This window comes from Geodermatophilus obscurus, from assembly GCF_900115395.1.
Classification (GTDB): Bacteria; Actinomycetota; Actinomycetes; order Mycobacteriales; family Geodermatophilaceae; genus Geodermatophilus; species Geodermatophilus obscurus_B.
The window spans coordinates 268,026-287,870 of sequence record NZ_FOWE01000002.1 but is presented as its reverse complement, the minus strand read 5'-3'; the positions used below and the strand labels follow the sequence as shown (position 1 = coordinate 287,870).

The 19,845-nt window shown below is 77.0% G+C and carries 21 protein-coding genes; 16 read left to right on the top strand and 5 right to left on the bottom strand.

Going from position 1 to position 19,845, the window contains the following annotated elements; all coding sequences use genetic code 11:
• Window positions 1–80 precede the first annotated feature (80 nt).
• The 6 genes from BM165_RS04780 to BM165_RS04755 are packed head-to-tail and all read left to right on the top strand — an operon-like array spanning window position 81 to window position 6,270.
• Window positions 81–1,070: a Gfo/Idh/MocA family protein gene (locus BM165_RS04780; RefSeq protein WP_075012355.1), complete on the top strand. Its 990-nt coding sequence runs from the start codon at window positions 81–83 to the stop codon at window positions 1,068–1,070.
• Window positions 1,067–2,041: an MBL fold metallo-hydrolase gene (locus BM165_RS04775; RefSeq protein WP_244274038.1), complete on the top strand. Its 975-nt coding sequence runs from the start codon at window positions 1,067–1,069 to the stop codon at window positions 2,039–2,041. The genes BM165_RS04780 and BM165_RS04775 overlap by 4 nt, the downstream gene beginning before the upstream one ends.
• Window positions 2,038–3,501, top strand: a complete 1,464-nt coding sequence (locus BM165_RS04770; RefSeq protein ID WP_208976648.1) for a YcaO-like family protein — start codon at window positions 2,038–2,040, stop codon at window positions 3,499–3,501. The genes BM165_RS04775 and BM165_RS04770 overlap by 4 nt, the downstream gene beginning before the upstream one ends.
• Window positions 3,498–4,346, top strand: coding sequence for a sugar phosphate isomerase/epimerase family protein (locus BM165_RS04765; protein WP_244274036.1), 849 nt, complete (start codon window positions 3,498–3,500; stop codon window positions 4,344–4,346). The genes BM165_RS04770 and BM165_RS04765 overlap by 4 nt, the downstream gene beginning before the upstream one ends.
• Window positions 4,343–5,551 (top strand): glycosyltransferase family 4 protein, encoded by a 1,209-nt coding sequence (locus BM165_RS04760; RefSeq protein ID WP_075012354.1) that lies wholly within the window; start codon window positions 4,343–4,345, stop codon window positions 5,549–5,551. The genes BM165_RS04765 and BM165_RS04760 overlap by 4 nt, the downstream gene beginning before the upstream one ends.
• Window positions 5,552–5,553: 2 nt before the next feature.
• Window positions 5,554–6,270 (top strand): PIG-L deacetylase family protein, encoded by a 717-nt coding sequence (locus BM165_RS04755; protein ID WP_244274034.1) that lies wholly within the window; start codon window positions 5,554–5,556, stop codon window positions 6,268–6,270.
• 46 nt (window positions 6,271–6,316) lie between these two features.
• On the opposite strand, the gene galE is transcribed toward BM165_RS04755, so the two are convergent.
• Together galE and BM165_RS04745 are read right to left on the bottom strand one after the other, a co-directional pair.
• The gene (gene galE, locus BM165_RS04750) at window positions 6,317–7,285 is read right to left on the bottom strand and encodes a UDP-glucose 4-epimerase GalE (RefSeq protein ID WP_075012352.1); all 969 of its coding nucleotides are present in this window, start codon (window positions 7,283–7,285) and stop codon (window positions 6,317–6,319) included.
• Window positions 7,286–7,321: 36 nt separating this feature from the next.
• The gene (locus BM165_RS04745; RefSeq protein ID WP_244274033.1) at window positions 7,322–7,600 is read right to left on the bottom strand and encodes a DUF1905 domain-containing protein; all 279 of its coding nucleotides are present in this window, start codon (window positions 7,598–7,600) and stop codon (window positions 7,322–7,324) included.
• Window positions 7,601–7,663: 63 nt separating this feature from the next.
• Here BM165_RS04745 and BM165_RS04740 point away from each other — a divergent pair, with 63 nt between their 5' ends.
• The 6 genes from BM165_RS04740 to BM165_RS25985 all read left to right on the top strand — a co-directional run bounded on the left by BM165_RS04740 (window position 7,664) and on the right by BM165_RS25985 (window position 11,896).
• Window positions 7,664–7,864, top strand: coding sequence for a hypothetical protein (locus tag BM165_RS04740; RefSeq protein WP_075012350.1), 201 nt, complete (start codon window positions 7,664–7,666; stop codon window positions 7,862–7,864).
• 93 nt (window positions 7,865–7,957) lie between these two features.
• Entirely contained in the window at window positions 7,958–8,752 is a 795-nt protein-coding gene (locus BM165_RS04735; protein WP_208976647.1) for a VOC family protein, read from the top strand.
• A 46-nt stretch (window positions 8,753–8,798) separates the two neighbouring features.
• Window positions 8,799–9,605, top strand: a complete 807-nt coding sequence (locus BM165_RS23745; RefSeq protein WP_348271787.1) for a reverse transcriptase domain-containing protein — start codon at window positions 8,799–8,801, stop codon at window positions 9,603–9,605.
• A gap of 52 nt (window positions 9,606–9,657) precedes the next feature.
• A complete protein-coding gene (locus tag BM165_RS04720) occupies window positions 9,658–9,858 on the top strand; it encodes a DUF1905 domain-containing protein (protein ID WP_075012349.1) in 201 nt (66 codons plus the stop codon).
• Entirely contained in the window at window positions 9,855–10,244 is a 390-nt protein-coding gene (locus tag BM165_RS04715) for a DUF1761 domain-containing protein (protein WP_177225109.1), read from the top strand. The genes BM165_RS04720 and BM165_RS04715 overlap by 4 nt, the downstream gene beginning before the upstream one ends.
• 143 nt (window positions 10,245–10,387) lie before the next feature.
• Complete coding sequence (locus tag BM165_RS25985; RefSeq protein ID WP_083427056.1) at window positions 10,388–11,896, top strand: PRC-barrel domain-containing protein; 1,509 nt, start codon at window positions 10,388–10,390, stop codon at window positions 11,894–11,896.
• Window positions 11,897–11,949: 53 nt separating this feature from the next.
• On the opposite strand, the gene BM165_RS04705 is transcribed toward BM165_RS25985, so the two are convergent.
• On the bottom strand, window positions 11,950–12,789 hold the full coding sequence (locus BM165_RS04705; protein ID WP_075012347.1) for an SRPBCC family protein: 840 nt from the start codon (window positions 12,787–12,789) through the stop codon (window positions 11,950–11,952).
• A gap of 183 nt (window positions 12,790–12,972) precedes the next feature.
• Here BM165_RS04705 and BM165_RS04700 point away from each other — a divergent pair, with 183 nt between their 5' ends.
• The 4 genes from BM165_RS04700 to BM165_RS04685 are packed head-to-tail and all read left to right on the top strand — an operon-like array spanning window position 12,973 to window position 15,929.
• Window positions 12,973–13,326, top strand: a complete 354-nt coding sequence (locus BM165_RS04700) for a hypothetical protein (protein ID WP_075012346.1) — start codon at window positions 12,973–12,975, stop codon at window positions 13,324–13,326.
• A gap of 55 nt (window positions 13,327–13,381) precedes the next feature.
• Window positions 13,382–14,482 (top strand): winged helix DNA-binding domain-containing protein, encoded by a 1,101-nt coding sequence (locus BM165_RS04695; protein ID WP_075012630.1) that lies wholly within the window; start codon window positions 13,382–13,384, stop codon window positions 14,480–14,482.
• 53 nt (window positions 14,483–14,535) lie between these two features.
• Window positions 14,536–15,036 (top strand): inorganic diphosphatase, encoded by a 501-nt coding sequence (locus tag BM165_RS04690; protein ID WP_075012345.1) that lies wholly within the window; start codon window positions 14,536–14,538, stop codon window positions 15,034–15,036.
• 23 nt (window positions 15,037–15,059) lie between these two features.
• Window positions 15,060–15,929 (top strand): glycoside hydrolase family 26 protein, encoded by an 870-nt coding sequence (locus BM165_RS04685; RefSeq protein WP_075012344.1) that lies wholly within the window; start codon window positions 15,060–15,062, stop codon window positions 15,927–15,929.
• A 117-nt stretch (window positions 15,930–16,046) separates the two neighbouring features.
• Here the strand turns inward: BM165_RS04685 and BM165_RS04680 are convergent, their stop codons facing one another.
• Window positions 16,047–16,883, bottom strand: a complete 837-nt coding sequence (locus BM165_RS04680) for a class I SAM-dependent methyltransferase (protein ID WP_075012343.1) — start codon at window positions 16,881–16,883, stop codon at window positions 16,047–16,049.
• A gap of 91 nt (window positions 16,884–16,974) precedes the next feature.
• Window positions 16,975–19,842, bottom strand: coding sequence for an AfsR/SARP family transcriptional regulator (locus tag BM165_RS04675; RefSeq protein WP_244274032.1), 2,868 nt, complete (start codon window positions 19,840–19,842; stop codon window positions 16,975–16,977).
• Window positions 19,843–19,845 lie beyond the last annotated feature (3 nt).

Below are 19,845 nucleotides of genomic sequence, written 5' to 3'. Positions count from 1 at the left end.
CGAGATCGCGCGATCTCGCACGTCCACGGGGCCCTCCGCGTTCGAGATCACGCGATCTCGACGGGAGGGGGGACGCGGTGGTGAGCACCGTCGGCTGGGGCATCGCCGGGTGCGGCTGGGTGGCCCGCGACCACGCGCTGCCCGCGCTGCTCGCCGTCGACGGGGCACGCGTGGTCGCGCTGCACGACCTCGACCCCGCCGCGATCGACCGGATGCCGGTCGAGGGGGCCCGGCGCACGACCGACCTCGCCGAGTTCCTCACTACCCCCGGCCTGGACGCCGTCTACGTCGCGGTGCCCAACGCCGGGCACCGGGCGCTGGTCGAGGCGGCCGCCGCGGCCGGCACGGCGGTGCTGTGCGAGAAGCCGCTGGCCGCCGACGCCGGCGACGCTCAGGCACTGGTCGAGGCGTGCGCACGGGCCGGCGTGCTGCTCGGCACCGCCTACGACCAGCGCTGGCACCCCGCGCACGTGCGGCTGCGCGAGATGGTGCCCGACCTGGGCACCGTCACCGCCGTCCGGATCGTCTACTGCTGCTGGCTGCCCGGGGACTGGACGCCCGACGGCCGCCCGCACGACAACTGGCGGGTCGACCCGGCCCGCGCCGGCGGCGGCGCCGCGATCGACCTCGCCCCGCACGGCCTCGACCTGGCCGGCACGCTGCTCGGCGAGGACGTCACCTCGCTCTCGGCGGTGCTGCAGACCCGCGTGCACGACTACGGCGTCGACGACGGCGCCCTGCTCACCGGGACGACGGACGGCGGGGTGCTGGTCAGCCTGCACGTCGCCTTCAACACCCCTGACGCGCTCCCCCGCCGCCGCCTGGAGGTGGTCGGCACCCGCGGGATGGCGGTCGCCGTCGACACGATGGGCCAGACGGCGGGAGGCTCGCTGACGCTGTACCGCCCCGATCCCGTGGACGTGCCGTTCGCCGACACCCCGCCGTTCCGGGCGCAGTTCGCCGCCTTCACCGACGCGGTCGCGGGCCGCACCGGGTGGCCGTACGCCCCCGCCCGCGACCTCGCCCTGCACCGCCTGCTCCTCACCGCACTCTCCGGAGGATCCCCGTGAGCTCGCCCGACGTACCCGGGGCCATCGACCGGGCCACCGACCCCGCCGCCGACCTCACTGCTGACGGCACGGGCGCGCGGCACGCGTCCAGTCAGGTCGACACCAACCCCTACCGCGGCCTGCTGCCCGACCTGCCCGCCTACGCCTGCACCAACTGCGGGCACTGGCAGCGCTGGCCCGCGCCCGGGCCGCTGGTCTGCCCCGTCTGCGCCGACGTGCGCAACGCGCTGCCCGAGCACGGCTTCGAGTTCGTCACCGCCAAGCAGGCCGACGAGCTGGTCACCGGCTCCTGGCGGCCGGCCCCGGTCGACGGCGTGACCGAGTTCGGCACCGAGCCGCGCTTCGGCCTCGACAGCCGCGGCTGGGTGATCGAGACCGACATCGGCCTGGTCGGCTTCGAGTGCGCCCCCTGGTACACCGCGGACATGCTCGCCGAGCTGCGCCGGATGGCCGCCGAGAAGGGCGGCTTCCCGGTGCTGGCCTCCAGCCACGTGCACGGCTACGGGGCGTTGTGGCAGCTGCAGATGGAGCTCGAGCCGCGGGTGGTGTGCGTCAACGTGCACGACCTGACCTGGACCAAGGCCTTCCGCGTCACCTGGCCGGCCGACGACGTCCTGACCCTCGCCCCCGACCTCACCCTGCACCGCACCGGCGGGCACTTCCCCGGCCACTCGGTGCTGCACGACTCCCGCCGCGGCATCCTCTTCTGCGGCGACTCGCTCAAGGTCGACCTCTCCCCCGACGGCGACCCGGTCGCGCTGAGCGCCCACAAGGCGTTCCACGCGCAGATCCCGCTCTCGCACGGCGAGCTGCGGGAGATGCTCGCCGTCGTCGCCGAGCTCGACTTCGAGGTGGTCGCGACGCCGTTCGAGATGGTCCCCGGCGTCACCACCGACAACGTCGTCCACCTCGTGCAGCGGCTGCTGTCGGGGCCGCCGGACGCCGCCCCCGTCCCCCTGGAGGAGCTGTGACGACCACCGAGGTGACGCCGTCGCAGCGGTACCGCGACAGCTTCCCCACCCCGGTCGAGGACTTCGCCATCGAGGGCATCGATGTCCTCGACGTGCCGCTGCACTCGGCCGTCCTGCCCCCGACGCCCGCGCACCCCGGCGGCAGCGGGCTCGGCTACGGCGCCACCCGCGAGGAGGCCCGCACCGGCGCGATGGGCGAGATGGCCGAGATGGCCCTGTCGCTGCGCGCGCGCCAGGGCGTGCAGCGCGAGCAGGGTTCGTTCGCCGAGATGACCCGCCGGCACGGCCGCGACCGGGTCGCCGACCCCCGCGAGCTGTGCCTGGAGGCGGGCAGCGACTACTCCGGCGACCGCGTCCTGCAGTGGCTGCCGATGACGCGTCTGCGCGACGGCGAGCGGGTGCTGGTGCCGGCCGAGCTGGTGGCGTCCGCCCCCGACGACCTGCCCGGCGACCCGCCGCCCGGCGGCTGGCTGACCACGGTCATCACCAACGGGCAGGGCGCGGCCTTCGACGCCGACCGCGCGGTCACCCACGCGCTGCTGGAGGTGCTGCAGCGCGACGGCAACGCGACGGCGTTCCGGGCGATGGACCGCGGCGTCGTCGTCGACCTCGCCGGGCTCACCGACCCCGACGCGCTGGCGCTGCTCGACCGGCTCGACGCCGCGGGCATCGACGTCGTGGTGAAGCTCGCGTCGACGGAGTTCGGCGTCGTCGACCTCTACGCCGTGGGCTGCTCGCGGGACGGCTCGGAGCCGGTACCGGTGATGGCCACCGCGTGCGGCGAGGCCGCGCACCCCGACCGCGACACCGCCGTCCGCAAGGCGCTGCACGAGTTCGCCTCCGCGCGCAGCCGCAAGGCGTTCATGCACGGGCCCTTCGACGTCGTCCTGCCGGCGACGCCGCCGGGCTACCTGGACCACTGGCGCGGTGGGCACCCGCCGGAGCGGCTGGTCGAGGAGGACCGCGCGCTGCAGGCGATGCTCGAGTGGACGCGGATGGGCACGTCCGCGCTGGTGGACCTGCTGCAGGACACCGTGCTGTCCCGCCGGTCGACCGTGGCGCTGACCGACCTGCCGAGCTGGTCCGGGGACGACCTGCACGCGACCGTGACCGGCGCGGTGCAGGCCGCGGGGCACGACGTGCTGGTGGAGCTGCAGCCCTCCGCCGGCGACGCGGTGGCGGCCAAGGTCGTGGTCACCGGGCTGGAGGTCGAGACGATGTCCTACGGCCGGATCGGCGAGCGGGGGGTGCGGAGGCTCGTCGAGGCCGACGCGGGGCTCGCGGCCGTCGGCGCCGACCCCGGCGGCTGGGCGCGGGTGCACCTGACGCCCGCGGCCGAGGAGCGCCTCGGCGGGCCGGCCTGGTTCGACCGGGCGGGCGCCGACCGGCGGGTGGGCGCGCTGTACGCGCTGTACCGGGAGCCGGGCCGGCACGTGGTCGCGGAGGTCCTCGAGAAGTGACGGCCCTGCGGTACGCCTACAACACCAACGGGCTGACGTCGCACCGGCTGTCGGACGCGCTGCCCCTCCTCGCCGACTGCGGCTACGCCGGCGTCGCGCTCACCCTCGACGTCGTCCACCTCGACCCGTTCGCCGACGACGCGTTCACGCAGGCCGAGCGCGTGCGGGCCCGCTGCGACGAGCTCGGCCTCGGCGTGGTGGTCGAGACCGGCGCCCGGTTCCTGCTCGACCCGCGGGCCAAGCACGAGCCCACGCTCGTCACCGCCTCCGCGGAGGACCGGGCCCGGCGGCTGGCCTACCTGCGGCTGGCCTGCGACCTCGCGGAGGTGCTCGGCGCGGAGGCGGTCAGCTTCTGGGCCGGCGTGCCGAAGCCGGGCGTGGACCGCGACGCCGCGTGGGGCTGGTTCGCCGACGGCGTGCGCGCGCTGGTCGACAGCCACGGCGGGCGCTCCTACGCCCTCGCCGTCGAGCCCGAGCCCGGGATGCTGGTGGAGGACTGCGACGGCTGGGCACGGCTGGCCGCCGAGGCGCCGGGCATCGCGCTGGCGCTGGACACCGGGCACTGCGTCGTCGCCGGGGCGTACGAGCCGGAGGAGGCGGTGACCCGGTTCGCGCCGCACCTGGGCACGGTCGCCGTCGAGGGGATGCGCCGCGGGGTGCACGACCACCTGCCGCTCGACGAGGGCGACGTCGACCTGCCCGCGGTGCTGCGGGCGCTGCGCGAGGCCTCCTACGACCGGCTGGTCACCCTGGAGCTCTCCCGCGACGGGCACCGCGCGCACGAGATGGTGCCGCGCTCGATCGAGGTCCTGCGCCGGGCGGAGTCCCAGGGGATGGCCGCGTGAGGATCTGCTTCGTCAGCCGGCGCTACTGGCCGGCGGTCAGCGGGATGAGCGTCTACGCCGAGAACCTGCTGCGCGAGCTGGTCGCGCTGGGCCACGAGGTGGTGCTGGTCAGCCAGTACCGCGACGACGAGGCCGGCACCCGCGTGTACGGCGGCGGCCCGCCCCCCGCCGCCCGGGTGCCCGCCGGAGTCGAGGTGCACGCGCTGCCCAGCCGTGGCGAGACCGTCGTCCCCGCCGACTGGGAGGGCGACGTCGCCGAGATCGTGCGCACGGTGCTGGACCTGCACCGCGAGCGCCCGTTCGACGTGCTGCACGCCCAGTACGGCTACCCGCCGGGGCTGGCGGTGCTGGCCGCCGCGCGGGAGACCGGGCTGCCGGCGGTGGTGAGCATCCAGGGCGGTGACGGGCACTGGGTGGGTACCTGCTGCACCACCCACGCGCACGCGATGCGCGCCGTCGTCGACGCCTCGAACGCCGTGCTCATCGGCAGCGCGAGTTTCCGCGACGAGGTCGTCGGCAACCTCGGCAGCGACCCCGCGCGGTTCACCATCGTCCCGGGCGCCACCGACACCCGCCGGTTCACCCCGGCCGAGCGGCCGATCGGCGCCCTGCAGGACGCCCCGGTGCTGCTGTTCCACGGCCGCGTCGACCGCCGCAAGGGCGTGCTCGACCTGCTGGAGGCGCTGCCCGACGGCGTCCGGCTGGTCGTCTCCGGCATCGGCCCGGACCTCGACGAGGCGCGGGCCCGTGCCGACGACCGGACGACGTTCCTCGGCTACGTCCCGCCCGACGAGGCGCCGGCGGTGTACCGCTCGGCCGACGTGTTCGTCAGCCCCACCTACAGCGAGGGGTTCTCGAACACGCTGCTCGAGGCGATGGCCAGCGGGCTGCCCACGGTGAGCACCGACAGCGTCGGCGTCGTCGACTGCCTGCGCGACGGGGAGAACGGCCTGCTGCACACCCCGGGCGACGTCGCCGGGCTGCGCGCGGCGCTGGACCGGCTGCTCGCCGACGGCGCCCTGCGCGCCCGCCTGGCGACGACGGCGCTGGAGGAGGTGCGCCGGCTCTACTCCTGGCCGGTGCTCGCCCGCTCGATCGACGACGTCTACCGGTCGGTGGCGGGGGCTCCCCCGTCGCCGGACTGGACGATGCCGGCCGACGTCGACCTCTCCTGCCGGTTCCGGTCGGCGGCACACCTGCTGTGAGGGTGACCGCGGTCAGCCCGCACCTCGACGACGCCGCGTTCTCCGTGGGCGGCACCCTGGCCGCGCTGGCCGACGCCGGGCACGAGGTCACCGTGGTCACCTGCTTCACCGCGAGCGTCCCCGGCCCCACCGGCTTCGCGCTGGCCTGCCAGCTGGACAAGGGCCTGCCGGCCGACGCCGACTACATGGCGCTGCGCCGGGACGAGGACGCCGCCGCGATGGCCGTGCTCGGCGCGACGCCGCTGCACCTGGACCTGCCGGAGGCCCCGCACCGCGGCTACGGGAGCGCGGCGGAGCTGTTCGCCGGGGCGCACGAGGGCGACGAGGTGTGGCGCACCGTGCGGGACCTGCTGGAGGCCGTGCCGGGCGACCTGTGGCTCGCGCCGCAGGGGCTGGGAGCGCACGTGGACCACCTGCAGGTGCTGCGCGTCGTCGCCGGGACGGGCCGGCCGGTGCTGTGGTGGCGGGACTCGCCGTACGTGCTGCGCGACCCCGACGCGCGGCCCGGGCCCGACCTGCCCGGCGGGCTGACGGCCCTCGAGCTGCCGCAGGACCTCGACCGGCGGGCCGACGCCTGTGCCTGCTACGCCACCCAGCTCGGCTTCCAGTTCGGCGGGCCGGAGCGGATGCGCGCGGCGCTGGCCGGCCTGCCCGAGGTGCTGCTCGCCGACGCCGCGGCCCAGGAGCTGGCGGCCACGGTGGTGTCCCCCGCCCGCTAGTGCCCTGCCCACCACCCGGGGGCAGAGCTCGAGCGAGCGCGGGAGGTCAGAGCGGCTGCAGGGCCCGCCAGGCGGTCCAGGCGCCGGCGATCATCTCCCGCAGGTCGCGGGTGGCGCGGAAGCCCAGGTCGCGGGCGATCCGGTCGACGGCGGCGACCACGCGGGCCGGGTCGCCCGGGCGCCGGTCGGTCACCTCCGGCGTGGTGTCCCCGCCGGTCACCTCGGCGACGACCCGCAGCACCTCCCGGACACTGCTGCCCTCCCCGCGGCCGACGTTGTACGTGCCCCCGGGCCGGCCGGCGGCGAGCGCGCGGACGGCGGCCACGTGCGCGTCGGCGACGTCGGAGACGTGCACGAAGTCGCGGACCGGGCTGCCGTCGGGGGTCGGGTGGTCGTCGCCGAACAGCAGCGGCGGCCGGCCGGCGTCGAGCGCCTCGAACACCAGCGGCACGAGGTTCGCCGTCCCCCGGTCGCCCAGCCCGGGCGCCGCGGCACCGGCCACGTTGAAGTACCGCAGGCTCGTGGCGGCCAGCCCCCAGGCAGCGCAGTCGCGGAGCAGGTCCTCCCCCGCGAGCTTGGTGCGGCCGTACGGCGACAGGGGGCGGCATGCGGTGTCCTCGCCGACCCGGTCGACGTCGGGCATGCCGTAGACCGACGCGCTCGAGGAGAACACGAAGCGGGTCACGCCCTTGGCGCGGCAGCCCTCCAGCAGCGCGACGAGGCCCTCGACGTTCTCCGCCCAGTAGAGCAGCGGATCGGCCACCGACTCGGCCACCTGCTTCTTCCCCGCCAGGTGCACGACCCCGGTGACGCCGTTCTCCCGCAGCACCCGCCGGACCATGCCGCGGTCACGCACCGATCCGACCTCCAGCCGCACCCGCGGCAGCGCCGCCAGCCGCTGAGCGTCGCCGGTGGAGAGGTCGTCGAGGACGACGACGTCCTCACCCGCCGCCACCATCGCGTGCACGACGTGCGCGCCGACGTACCCGGCGCCCCCGGTGACCAGCCAGCTCACCGCCCCAGCCTGCCCTGCCGCACGCCGGGCCGCCCGTCAGGACAGGCGCTGACGCAGGTGGACGGCGACCTCCTGACCGGCGGCGTCCTTGCCGATCGCCGCGCAGACCGCCTTCCGCAGCGGGAGCCAGTGCGGGCCGTCGCCCGAGGGCATGCACGTGGCGGCGAACTCGTGGCCGTCGACGGTGCCGGTGACCTTGACGGCCCGGCGGGTGCCGAACAGCTCCGCGGAGCCGGGCACGGTCACGAAGGTGGCGAAGGCGCCGTCCTTCTCGATGGGTGCGGTGAACGAGGCGTCGATGTCCTGAGGGGTCACGGCGGACAGACTGGGCGCACGCGCAGGACTCATCGGGCCGATGCCGCGAGATCGGAGCCGTCCATGGCCGACGTGGCCGTCACCGTGACGCTCGCCCGCGTCCCCCACCGGGCGGTGCGCTTCGCCGACGACCCCGAAGGCGCCGCCGCGGTGCGGGCGCACCACCCGGAGGGCTTCGAGCTCTCCCCCACCGTCGTGGTGGGTGGGCGGTACCTGACCGACCCCAGCCTGCGCGAGGTCCGCGAGGCGATGGCCGCCCGCTGACGCGGAACCGTCCCCGGGCGTCCCTACGCTGCTGGCCACCCGGACCCCGGTGGGAGGAGCGGTCGTGATCCGGACGTACCCGCACGGCGTGACGTGCTGGATCGACACCGAGCAGCCCGACCCGGTCGCCGCGGCCGCCTTCTACGCGGGCCTCTTCGGCTGGACGCTCACCGACGCCGTGCCGCCCGGCGTCCCGGGCCCGTACCTGATCGCACCCTCGACGGGCGGGACGTCGCCGCGATCGGCCCCGGGGACGGCCTCCCGGCCTGGCACACCTACGTCGCCGTCGACGATGCCGACGCGGCCGCCGCCCGGGTGCCCGGGCTGGGTGGCGCCGTCGTCTCCGGCCCCGAGGACGCCGGCCCGGGCGGGCGGACGGCGTCCTGCACCGATCCGCAGGGTGCGGCGTTCCGGCTGTGGGAGGCCCGTCGCCGCCCCGGCGCCCAGATCACCAACACCCCGGGCACCTGGAACTTCTCCGACCTGCACACCCCCGACCGGGGCGCCGCGATGGCGTTCTACCAGCCGCTGTTCGGCTGGCGCGACGTGGACATGGCCCAGGACGCCGGCACGATGATCCAGGTCCCCGGCTACGGCGACCACCTCGCCGCGACCGTCGACCCGGGCATCCACGAACGCCAGGCCTCGGCGCCGCCCGGCTTCGCCGACGTCATCGGCGGTCTGCTGGTCACCGCCAACGAGCCGCCGCACTGGCACGTCACCTTCACCGTGGCCGACCGCGACGACAGCGTGGCGACCGCCGAGCGGCTGGGCGCCACCGTGCTCCGCTCGGCCGACGGCGCGTGGACCCGCGACGCGCTGCTGCGCGACCCGCAGGGCGCGGAGTTCACCGTCAGCCAGTTCACCCCGCCCGACGGCGACTGGTGAGCGGTCAGCTCCGCGAGCCGGCGGCCAGCCGCTCGGCCGCCGGGCCGTGGAGTCGCCCTGCGGGCTGACGCGCCGGCCGCAGACGGCGAGCAGCAGGTCCCCCGGTGCCGGCACGGTGTTCGCGATGGACCTCGAGTCCTTCTTCGCCAGCGTCCCGGCCGCGCGGGTGTGGAGCCTGCTGCAGGGCGTCGTCGAACTGCCCGAGCCGGTGGCCCACGCCGTCACCGGCCTGGTGACCACGGTGGTGCCGGCGGCGGTGTGGCGGCAGGTGCCGGTGCCGGCCGACCCCGCTGGCCGCGACCGGCACGCCCGCCTCGGCCGCCTGCTCGCGACACCGCACCTCCCGCAGGGCGCCCCCACCTCGCCCGCGCTGGCCAAGCTCGCCTGCACCCGGCTGGACCGGCGGCTGACCGGCCTGGCGGCGTCGCTCGGGGCGGTCTACACCTGCTACGTCGACGACCTGTTCCTCAGCGGGCCGCCCACGCTGCACCGCCCGGCCGTCGCCGCCCGCGTGGCCGCGATCGCCGCCGGCGAGGGGTTCCGGGTCGACCCGGGCAAGACGCGCAGCGCCGGGTCGGGACGCCGCCAGACGGTGCTCGGCGCCGTCGTCAACACCCGGCCGACGCTGCCGCGCCCCGAGCGCGACGCGCTGCGGGCCCTGCTGCACAACTGCGCCGTCTCCGCCTGGGCCTCCCAGGTCCGGGACCGCGACCCGGCGACCTTCCGCGACCACGTCCTCGGCCGGGTCGCCTGGGCCGCCTCGGTCGACCCGGTCCTCGGCGCCCGGCTGCGCGACCTCGCTGCCCGGATCGACTGGGGCACACCGGGAGGACGGAGCGGTGACGTGCACTGACGGCGCAGTCCAGCGCGAGATCACGCCATCAGCGCACACCACCGCCCGCCCGATGAGTCCGGCGCCCGACGCCGGTCTGCCCCCGTACCACCGCGACGAGGAGGACGTCATGGACCAGCGGTTCAGCGCGACCCTGCAGAAGAGCCCGGCACCTGGCGGCTGGACCCACCTGGTCTGGCGGGAGTCGGTGCGGGAGCTCGGCACCCGCGGGCGGGTGGCGGTGGCCGGCACCGTCGACGGGTACCCGTCGTGAGCGCCGTCTCGCCGCTGCGGGTCGCCGCCGCGGCCGGAGCCGCCTTCGTGGCGAGCTCGGCCTGGTACGCCGCGTTCGGCTCCCGGCTGGCCGGGCTCGACGAGGCCTACGCCGGACCCCCGCGGTCGCCCACGGTGGTCGCGCCGGTGGAGCTGCTGCGCAGCGGCGTGGTCGCCACCGGGGTGTCGGTGCTCGTCGACCGGCTGCCCGCCCGCGGTCCCCGTGAGGCGCTGGCCCTCGGGACCGGGTTGTGGGCGGCCTTCCCGGTGGTGCTCCTGACCGGGTCGGTGTTCCACGAGAAGGTGCCCTGGCGGCTGGCCGCCATCCACGCCGGCGACTGGCTGCTCAAGCTGCTGCTGGTCTCCGCCGTCGTGAGCCGCCGCTGAGCGGGGCGGGCCCAGGCGTGCCACGGTCGGGCGCGGACCGCCGCGGCGATCCGGAGCCGAATGCTCCGGGAGTCGCGGGGTAGGGGCGGTCGGATGTGCGCGGCCGGGCCACCCGGGCCCGGCGACGAGGTGGGGAGACAGCGATGACACTGCCTGAACGGGAGTCGGTGACCGACTGGGTCGGCAAGCCGGTCGTGGACCGCGACGGCAACGAGATCGGCACGGTGACGCACCTGCTGGCCGACGAGGACACCGGCCGGCCGGAGTGGCTCTACGCCGAGCACGGCGGCGCCACCGTCGTCGTCCCGCTGGTGGGTGCCACCGGGGACGGCGAGCGGGTGCAGGTCACCGTCGAGCGCGGCATGGTCGACGGCGCCCCGCGCTACGGCGAGAGCCGCGAGCTCACCACCGACCAGGAGGCCGCGCTCTACCGGCACTACGGGATCGAGGCGACGACGGCGACCTCCGACACCCTGCTCCCGGCGGAGGGCGCCGAGCCCACGACGACGACCACGACGGCGGCCGCCGCGAGCGACACGGTGCCGGTCGCGCAGCCGGCCGAGGCGCTGCCCAGCGGGGACGACGCCGGCGAGGCGCTGCCCCCGACCCCGCCGCCGACGGTGGCCCAGCCCGGCGACCGGGACTTCGGGCGGGCCGACGACACCTCCGGCGGAGGCACCGGCACCACCCGGATCGCCGCCGCCGTCGCCGCGGCGCTCGCCCTCGGGGCGGTCGTCCTCTCGGTGCTCCGCCGGCGCCGGCAGCCGGCCGCCCGGCTCCCGCGCAGCGCCCGCCGGACGGCGCGCCCGTCCACGCGCAAGACCGCCCGCAAGGCCTCCCGCAAGGCGTCCCGCAAGGTCGGGCTGAAGGTCGCGAAGGTCGGCCGGAAGGCCGCCGAGGCCGACCGGAAGACCCGCAGGGCCACGCGAAAGGCCACCGGGAAGGCCGCCGGGAAGGCCGCCCGCCGGACGCGCGCCGTCCCGGCCACCGGGGCCTCCCTCCTGCAGCAGGCGACCGCCGGGGTCGCACCGGCCGTGCTCAGCGCCACGCGGCAGGTGCGGGAGGCCACCCGCAGCGGCACCGCCGGCGCCGGCGCGGTCGTCGGCAACGCCGCCCAGCAGGTCCTCGAGGCCACCCGGTCCGGCGCCGCGGCGGCCGTGCCGGCCGTGACCGGCGTCGCCCAGCAGGCCCTGGAGGCCACCCGCGGCAGCCTGTCCGCGGCCGGGCCTGCCGCGGCCAACGCGGCGGCGCAGGTCCTCGGCGCCACCCGCAGCGGCGCGCTGGCGGCCGCTCCCCTGCTGGCGTCCACCGGGTCCGTGCTGCGCGAGGCGGCCGACGAGAGTGCCGCCGCCGCCCGGCAGGCGCTGGGGACCGGTGCCGCGCTGGCGACCGCCGCGGTGTCGAAGGCCGCCGAGGTCGGGGCCGAGCTGGGCCAGACCGGGATGCGGGCGGCGATGCGCGCCGAGCGCGCCGTCGAGTCGGTGCCCGAGGAGGTCGCCGAGGCCGGCCACCGGCTGAAGAAGAAGGGCAAGCGGGTCGTGCGCCTGACGGCCTTCGGGCTGGGCGCGGGCACCGGCTACGTCGTGGGCGCCGGGTACGGCGACTACGAGCAGATCACACGGGCCGCCGGCCGGCTCACCGGCCGGGCCTGAGACCGCGACCGGCCGGGTGCCCGCTGCGTGCGGGCACCCGGCCGGTCGGCAGGTCAGCGGCGGCTGCCGCCGCCGATCATCGGGTCGTCCCCGTCACCACGGACGGTGTGCTCGACGCCCTCCGTGGACGACGGGGCGGTGTAGCCCTCCGCGTCGGACTCGGGGATGAGCACGTCGTCGCGCACCACGACGTCCGCCGGCGGCTGGTCCACCACGGTGACCTGCTGCGGCTGGGCGACGCCCTCGGGCCGGTCCACCGGCTGATCCACCGGGCGGCTCTCCTGCTGCCCGCCGGACGACGCCACCGCCGCGGCCGCTGCCGCGACCCCGGCCACCGCCGCGGCCGCACCGGCGACGACCTTCCCCGAGACGCCGGCCTTGCCGCTGTCGCCCTGCGACCGGTGCGCGGTCTCGGCGGTCGGCGTGCCGACGTCGAGCTCCTCGTTGATCGACCCGCGCCAGGCGCCGCTGGCATAACCCTGGCTCTCGACCAGGCTCTTGAACCGCTCGAGGTCCGACCGCACCTGCCGCTCGACGATCCCGAGCTTGTCGCCGACCTGCTCCACCAGGCCCTCGGGCTCGTACTCCAGCTGCAGGTACACGATCGTCGAGTCGGGGCCGGCGGCCTCGAACCGGACCGCGCCGGCGTTGGTCGCCCCCTCCGTGGCGGCCCAGGCGACCTTCCGGTCGGGGTCCTGCTCGAGGACGGTGGCCTCCCACTGCCGGCGGACGCCGGCGATCTCGGCGACCCAGTGCAGCCGCCGGTCGTCGAGCTGGCGGACCTCCTTGACCCCGCCCATGAAGTGGGGGAAGTCCTCGAACTGCGTCCACTGGTCGTAGGCCGTGCGCACCGGCACGTCGACCTGGATCGACTTCTCGACCTTGGTGGTCATCGCTCCTCCTGTCGTCGTCACGACCGTCTCGGCACGTGTGTGAGCTGCGTTACCCCTGGTCAAGGTGGACAACCGTGCCGCGTGTCCGAGGAGAGGAGGAGCGCCCGCCGGCCCCGGTGCGACGGCTGTGGCGCGTGGGGCTGCCGCGTCCCTCCCGGGCCGTGGACCGCCGATGGGGAGGGCATGCGCGCCAGTCACGTCGCCACCGCCCTCGCCGCCTTCACCGCCGGTCTCACCGCCGCCTCGGCACTGCACCGCCGTGCCGGCCGTGCGGTCCCGGCTCCCGCCCGCGCCGCCGTGCCCGGCCCGGTGCCCGCCGAGGCACCCGCCGTCGCCCGGGACGCCATCGCCCGGGACGCCGTCGTCCTCCCCTTCCCCCGCCCGGCACTGGCCGCCCTGCCGGCCGCACAGCCCGCGGCGCGGCCCGCGGCCCCGGCCCGCTGCGGCGACAGCGGCGGGGTGACCCGGGCCGGCGCACCGTGCGCCGCCCGCGCCACCAGCAACGGCCGCTGCCACCACCACCCGCTCGCCGCCTGACGACGGTCGGCCCGCGCGGTAGACAGACGCGGTGGGCGCGCGCCGGGGAGCCGAGGTGCTCTCCCGGCGTGCGCTCGACCGCGCCACGCTCGCCCGGCAGCTGCTGCTGCACCGCGACGAGCGCGACGCGTCCGGCGCCGTCGACCACCTCGTCGGCCTGCAGGCCCAGGAGCCGCAGGAGCCCCACGTCGGGCTGTGGTCGCGGCTGGCCCGGTCGTCCCCGGCCGAGCTCGACGGCCTGCTCGAGGGGCGGCAGGTGGTCCGCACCCAGCTGATGCGCCGCACGCTGCACCTGGTCACCGCCGACGACTGCCTGCGCCTGCGGCCGGTGCACCAGCCGATGCTCCTCGCCCGGATGCTGGGCGTGCTCGGCCGGCGGCTGCCGGGCGTCGACCTCGACGAGCTCACCGCCGCCGGCGAGCCCCTGTTCGCGGCGGAGCCGCGGCTGCTGCCCGAGGTCGGCCGGCTCCTCGCCGGCCGGTGGCCCGACGCGCTGCCGCGCGACCTCGGCGACGCCCTGTCCAGCCTCGTCCCGCTGGTCCAGACGCCGCCGCGCGGGCTGTGGCGGCAGCAGGCGCCGGCCCGCAACACCACCGTCCGCGCCTGGCTGGGCCGCGACCTGCTCGTCGGCCCGCCCGACGACGTCCTCGACGCCCTCGTCCTGCGCTACCTGCGGGCGTACGGGCCGGCGGCGAGCGCGGACCTGCGCGCCTGGTGCGGCCTGAGCGGACTGCCGGCGGTGGTCGCCCGGCTGCGGCCGCAGCTGCGCTCCTGGCGCGACGAGCGCGGACGCGAACTGCTCGACGTCCCCGACGCTCCCCTGCCCGACCCCGGCGAGCCGGCGCCGGTGCGCTTCCTGCCGGCGTTCGACAACGCCGTCCTGGGCTACGACGACCGGTCGCGGGTCATCGCCGACGAGCACCGCGGGCTCAGCGTGACCGGTGCCCGCCTCGTCCTCGTCGACGGCTCCGTGTCGGCCACCTGGACCACCGGCGGGCGCGACGACGGCGGCGTCGACGTGACCGTCCGGCCGCTGCGCCCGCTCACCCCCGCCGAGCGCGACGACGTCGAGGCCGAGGGCACCGCCCTGGCGGCCTTCCTCGGCGACGGCGCACCGGGCCGGCTGACCGTCGTCGGAGGACCGGCCTCCGGTTGACGCGCGGCCGGCGCTCGGCGAGGGTCGCTCCCACCGCTCGGGAAGGGGTCCGCGTGGAAGCCGACGTGATCGTCGAGGTGCCCAAGGGCTCCCGGAACCGCTACGAGTACGACCAGCGGCTCGGCCGCATCCGGCTGCTGCGGATGCTGTTCACGGCCACCGGCTACCCCGGCGACTACGGGTTCGTCCCGGACACCATCGCCGAGGACGGCGACCCGATCGACGCGCTGCTGCTGCTCGGCGAGCCGACCTTCCCCGGCTGCCTGGTGCGCGCGCGGGTCATCGCGGTGTTCTGGGTGCACGACGAGCGCGGCCCGGACGCCAAGCTGCTCTGCGTCCCGGCCACCGACCCGCGCCAGCAGCACCTGCAGGAGCTCGAGGACGTCCCGATCCACCAGATCGCCGAGATCTGGCACTTCTTCGAGATCTACGAGGCGCTGGCCCCGGAGAAGTCGGCCGAGACCCGCGGGTGGGAGCGGCGGGCGCAGGCGGTGGCCGCGCTGGAGGACGCCCGGCGCAGGTTCGCCGAGCAGGCCCGGACCGTCACCGGCTGAGGCCCCGGCCCCCGAGGGATCCGGTGACGGACGACGAGTGCCCGGAGCTGGTCACCCGGTGCCGGTTCGGGGCCTGGTCGGCCCTGGGGGGCACGCCGGTGGAGGACCACCGGGCGCTGGAGGCCCGCCTCGGCGCCGCGCTCCCGGTCTTCTCCTGGTTCTCGGCCCTCCACGACTGGGACGCCGGCACCGCCGGCGGCATCGCCGCGTTCGACCCGGCCGACCCCTACGACTGCATGGTCTGCCTGGAGCCCTGGGACACCCGCCTGGCCGACGTCGTGTCCGGCGCCCGGGACGGGTACTTCCGGCGCTGGGCCGGCGGGGCCCGCGCCTACCCGGGGCGGGTCCTCGTGCGGCTGATGCACGAGGCCAACGGGAACTGGTACCCGTGGTCGGTCGCGCACGAGAGCGATGCGGTGACCGACCCGGAGCAGTGGCAGGAGGCCTGGCGCCGCGTCGTCGGGATCGCCCGGGGTCAGGGGGCGACCAACGTGGCGTTCGTGTTCTGCACGAACACCAACGACGTCGGCGGGGTGCCCGCGGAGGCCTACTGGCCCGGCGCCGAGTGGGTCGACGTCGTCGGGGTCGACGGCTACAACTGGGGATGGGACGCCGCCGGGAGGCCGCAGGTCACCGCGGAGCAGGTCATCGGGCCCATGTACCGGCGCCTGACGGCGCTGCACCCCACCGCCGAGTTCGTGGTCGGCGAGATCGGCTGCGCCGCCGGGCCCGGCAAGGCCGCCTGGCACGAGGCGCTCTACCGCTCCCGCCGGTTCCCACGCCTCACGCGGGTCGCGTACTTCCACGAGGCCAAGGAGCAGGACTGGCGGCTGGACTCCGACGAGGCGACCCTGCGGGTGCACCGCCGGTACCTGGCCCGGGCACCCCGGTGACCGCCGCCCGCTGCTCCAGCGGGGACGGACGGCGCTGCAGGAGGGGCCGGCGCCCACCGCCCCGTCGTCGCCGGGGCCCGGCACCGGGACGCAGGACCGCCGTCCCGGTGCCGACGCTCAGGCGCGGCGGGCCGTGAGCAGCAGGTACTCCCAGTCCATGACCGTCGACCCGGTGCCGCGGTCGTACCGCGCGGCGAGCGCGGCCAGGTCGTGGTCGAGCGCCGCGGTGCGGGCCGGATCGTCGGCGATCCCGCGGTAGATGGCGATGGTCGGCCCGTAGACGGTCTTCCACCAGTCCCGCCAGGCCTCCGGGGAGGCGTACTCCGGCGAGGTGACGGTCTGCCGGCGGGCGACGACGTCGGTCACCCGGTCGCCGAGCAGGCCGCGCACGTGCTGCTCGTCGCCCCACAGCGGCGGCGGCTGGGCGCCGGGCGGCGGCGTCGGCGCGTAGGGCTTCATCGTCCGGAACATCTCGCCGACGAAGCCCTGCGGCGTCCAGCTGAGCAGGCCGATCCGCCCGCCGGGGCGGCACACCCGCACGAGCTCGTCGGCGGCCTGCTGGTGGTGCGGGGCGAACATGACCCCGACGCAGGACAGGACGACGTCGAAGCTCGCGTCCCCGTAGGGCAGCGCCTCGGCGTCGCCCTCCTCCCAGGTCACCGGCACACCCTCGCGGGCGGCGAACGCGCGGCCGGCGTCGAAGAGCTCGGGGGTGAGGTCGGAGGCCACGACGTCGGCGCCGGTCAGGGCGGCGGGGACGGCGGCGTTGCCGCTGCCGGCGGCGACGTCCAGCACCCGCTCGCCGCGCCGGACGCCGGCCGCGGCGACCAGGACGCGGCCCAGCTCCGGGATCACGTCGCGGGCCACGGCCGGGTAGTCGCCCAGCCCCCACATCGCCCGGTGCCTGCCCTTGAGGGCACGGTCGGCGGCGGTCGTGTCGACGGTGTCGGTCATCGTCTGCTCCTGTCGTCGTGCGGGTCCTCCCCCGCGGTGGGACGACGGTCCCGCCGGCGCGTTGCAGACCGGCTGCACCTGGGCTGCAGCCTCAGCCACGGACGGGCGCGGGCTCCCCGGACACCAGGCGGCGCAGCGCCGCGCGGGCGTGCGCGACCGCGGCGGCCTCGACGGCCCGCGGGTCGGGCGGGGCTCCGTCGCGGTGCGGGGCCGGCAGGTCCAGCGGCGAGGGCCGGCCCGCGGCGAGCAGGTGGCCGTGCAGGACGGCGGCGTCGTCGTCGGCGTGCACGCGGTGCAACAGCCGGGTGACGTAGCGCAGGTCGAGCCACTGCTGCGTGGAGTCGCCCACCCGCTCCCAGTGCGCGAGGACCGCGAGCAGCCCCTGCGCGGCGACCCCCGGGTCGCCGTGCACCGCCCGGGTCGCCGCGGCCTCCATCATCGCGATGCCCTGCCACCAGAAGTTGCGCACGGCCGCGGCCAGCGCCTCGGCCTCGTCGAACAGCGCCAGCGCGCGCTCGGGGTCGGACTTCTTCACCACCAGCCCGAGGGCGTAGCGGGCCATCGACCGCGCCGTCGGGTTGGCCGTCGCCTCCGCGACCTCGAGGCTCTCCCGGGCGGCGGGCAGGCCGCGCTCGGCCCGGCGGCTCACCGCGTGGCAGACCGCGACGTAGTACAGCGTCCACACCAGCCGGATGCGGTCGCCCTCGGCGCGGGCCCGCTCCGCCTCGCCGGTGTAGTGCGCCAGCGCGGCGCCGACGTCGCCCTCGTAGAGCGCCACGTCGGCGAGCACGTCGCCGGGGTGGGCGATGCGCGGCGACCCCGGCGGTGGCCGGCGGTCCCCCGCCCGGCGCGCGGTGGCCACGGCGGTGGCGAAGTCGCCGCGGTTCCAGGCACCCCGGGCGGCGGCGCCGACGGCGGCCGGGTACCGCGGGTGGTCCGGGTCGACCACGGGCAGCAGCTGCTCGGCCCACGCGTAGGCCTCGTAGCCGACGCGCAGGTGCACCAGCTCGGGCACGGCCGCGACCAGCCGCACGGCGAGGTCCCAGTGCGACCCGGCGGCGGCCCGGGTGAAGGCCGCGCGCAGGTCGTCGTAGACGCCGAGCGCCTCCTCCGCCCACGCCCGCTCGTCGGGGCCCTGCAGCCCCGCGCCGGCCCGCTCGGCGTAGTCGACGTGGTACTCGACGTGCCGCCGGGTGAGCCCGGCCGTCTCACCGGCGGCCTCGGCGCGGGACCGGCCGTAGGCCCGCAGCGTCTCCAGCAGGCGGTAGCGGCTGTGCACCCCGCTGCGGGCCACGACCATCGACCGGTCGACGAGCCGGGAGAGCCGGTCGAGGACGTCGTCCTCGGAGGCGCCGGGGTCGGCGACGCCGTGCACGGCGCGCAGGTCGGCCCCGCCCGCGAACACCGACATCGCGCGGAAGAGCCGCTGCTCGTCCTCGGGCAGCAGCCGGTAGGACCACTCGATCGCGGCGACGAGGCTCCGGTGCCGGGCGACCGGGCCGCGGCCGCCGCCGAGCAGCGGGGCGTCCTCGAGCCGGGCGGCCACCTCCGCGGGGCTCATCGCCCGCATCCGGGCCGCGGCCAGCTCGATGCCCAGGGGCAGGCCGTCGAGGCGGGCACAGATGGCCGCGACGGCGTCGGCGGTGGCCGGGTCGAGGGAGAAGTCCGGCGTCGCCGCCCGGGCGCGCTGGACGAACAGCGCGGTGGCGTCCGCGAGCGGCAGCGGCGGGACCGGCCACACCTGCTCGCCGTCGACGCCGAGCGGCTCGCGGCTGGTCGCGAGCACCACCACGCCGGGACACCGCTGCACGACCTCACCGACGAGGGCGGCCGCGTGCGGGCGCACGTGCTCGCAGTTGTCGACGACGAGCAGCAGCGACCGCGGGCGCAGGTACTCCAGCACCGTCTGCTCCACCGACAGCCCGCTGCGCTGCCGGATGCCCAGCGCCGCCGCGACCGCGTCACCCACCGGGCTGCCGTCGGGGAGGGCGGCGAGCTCGCACAGCCACACGCCGTCGCCGAACCGGGCCCGGCCGAGGGCGGCGACCTCCACCGCCAGGCGGGACTTCCCCGCTCCCCCGACGCCGGTCAGCGTCACCAGCGGGCCGGCCTCCAGGGCGGCCAGCACGCCCCCGGTCTCCTGCCGGCGGCCGACGAAGCCACTGGCCCGCCGCGGGAGGTTGCCCGGGGCCGGCGTCGCGGTGAGCGCGGGGTCGTGGGCGAGGACCCGCCGGTACAGCTCCTGCGCGGGCGCGGCCGGCTCGACCCCCAGCTCCTCGGCGAGGCGGGCCCGCAGCTCGTGGAAGGCGGCGAGGGCGTCGGCCTGGTGCCCGGTGGCGTACCGCGCCCGCATGAGGCTGACCGCGGGCCGCTCCCACGACGGGTGTGCGCGCACCAGCGCCTCCAGCTCGGGCACCGCCTCGGCGGACCGGCCGAGCTCCACCAGCGCGTCCGCGCGGTCGGCCGTGGCGCCCGTGCGCAGCTCGGTCAGCCGGGCCGCCTCACCGGCGGCGAACTCCTCGTCGGCGAACTCGGCCAGCGCGTCCCCGCGCCAGAGCGCGAGGGCGGCGTCGAGGTCGGCGAGCGCCCGGGCGTGGTCGCCCGCCGCGGCCGCGGCCCGGGCGCTGCGGACCCGCTGCTCGAACTCGGCGGCGTCCAGCGTCGCGGCGTCCAGCGAGAGGCAGTAGCCGGGCGGGCGGTGCCGCAGCGGGGCGGCGTCCCGGAGGACGCCGCGCAGCCGGGAGACGTAGGCGCGCAGGGCGGTCGCCGCGCCGTCGGGCGGGGCGTCGCCCCACACCGCGGCGACCAGCCGGTCGGCGGGCACCACCTCGCCGCGGGCGACGAGCAGGGCCGCCAGCAGGGAGCGTGGCCGGTGGCCACCGACGGCGAGCGGCCCGTCCCCGTCCTCGACCGAGAGCGGCCCGAGGACCCGGAAGCGCACGTGCCCTGTGCCTGTCATGGA

Coding starts and splice junctions, on each gene's coding strand:
- BM165_RS04720 (WP_075012349.1), top strand. CDS start 9,658: ATGAGTCCGGCGCCCGACGCCGGTCTGCCCCCGTACCACCGCGACGAG.
- BM165_RS04705 (WP_075012347.1), bottom strand. CDS start 12,789: ATGACCACCAAGGTCGAGAAGTCGATCCAGGTCGACGTGCCGGTGCGC.
- BM165_RS25985 (WP_083427056.1), top strand. CDS start 10,388: ATGACACTGCCTGAACGGGAGTCGGTGACCGACTGGGTCGGCAAGCCG.
- BM165_RS04740 (WP_075012350.1), top strand. CDS start 7,664: ATGGCCGACGTGGCCGTCACCGTGACGCTCGCCCGCGTCCCCCACCGG.
- BM165_RS04675 (WP_244274032.1), bottom strand. CDS start 19,842: ATGACAGGCACAGGGCACGTGCGCTTCCGGGTCCTCGGGCCGCTCTCG.
- BM165_RS04700 (WP_075012346.1), top strand. CDS start 12,973: ATGCGCGCCAGTCACGTCGCCACCGCCCTCGCCGCCTTCACCGCCGGT.
- BM165_RS04680 (WP_075012343.1), bottom strand. CDS start 16,883: ATGACCGACACCGTCGACACGACCGCCGCCGACCGTGCCCTCAAGGGC.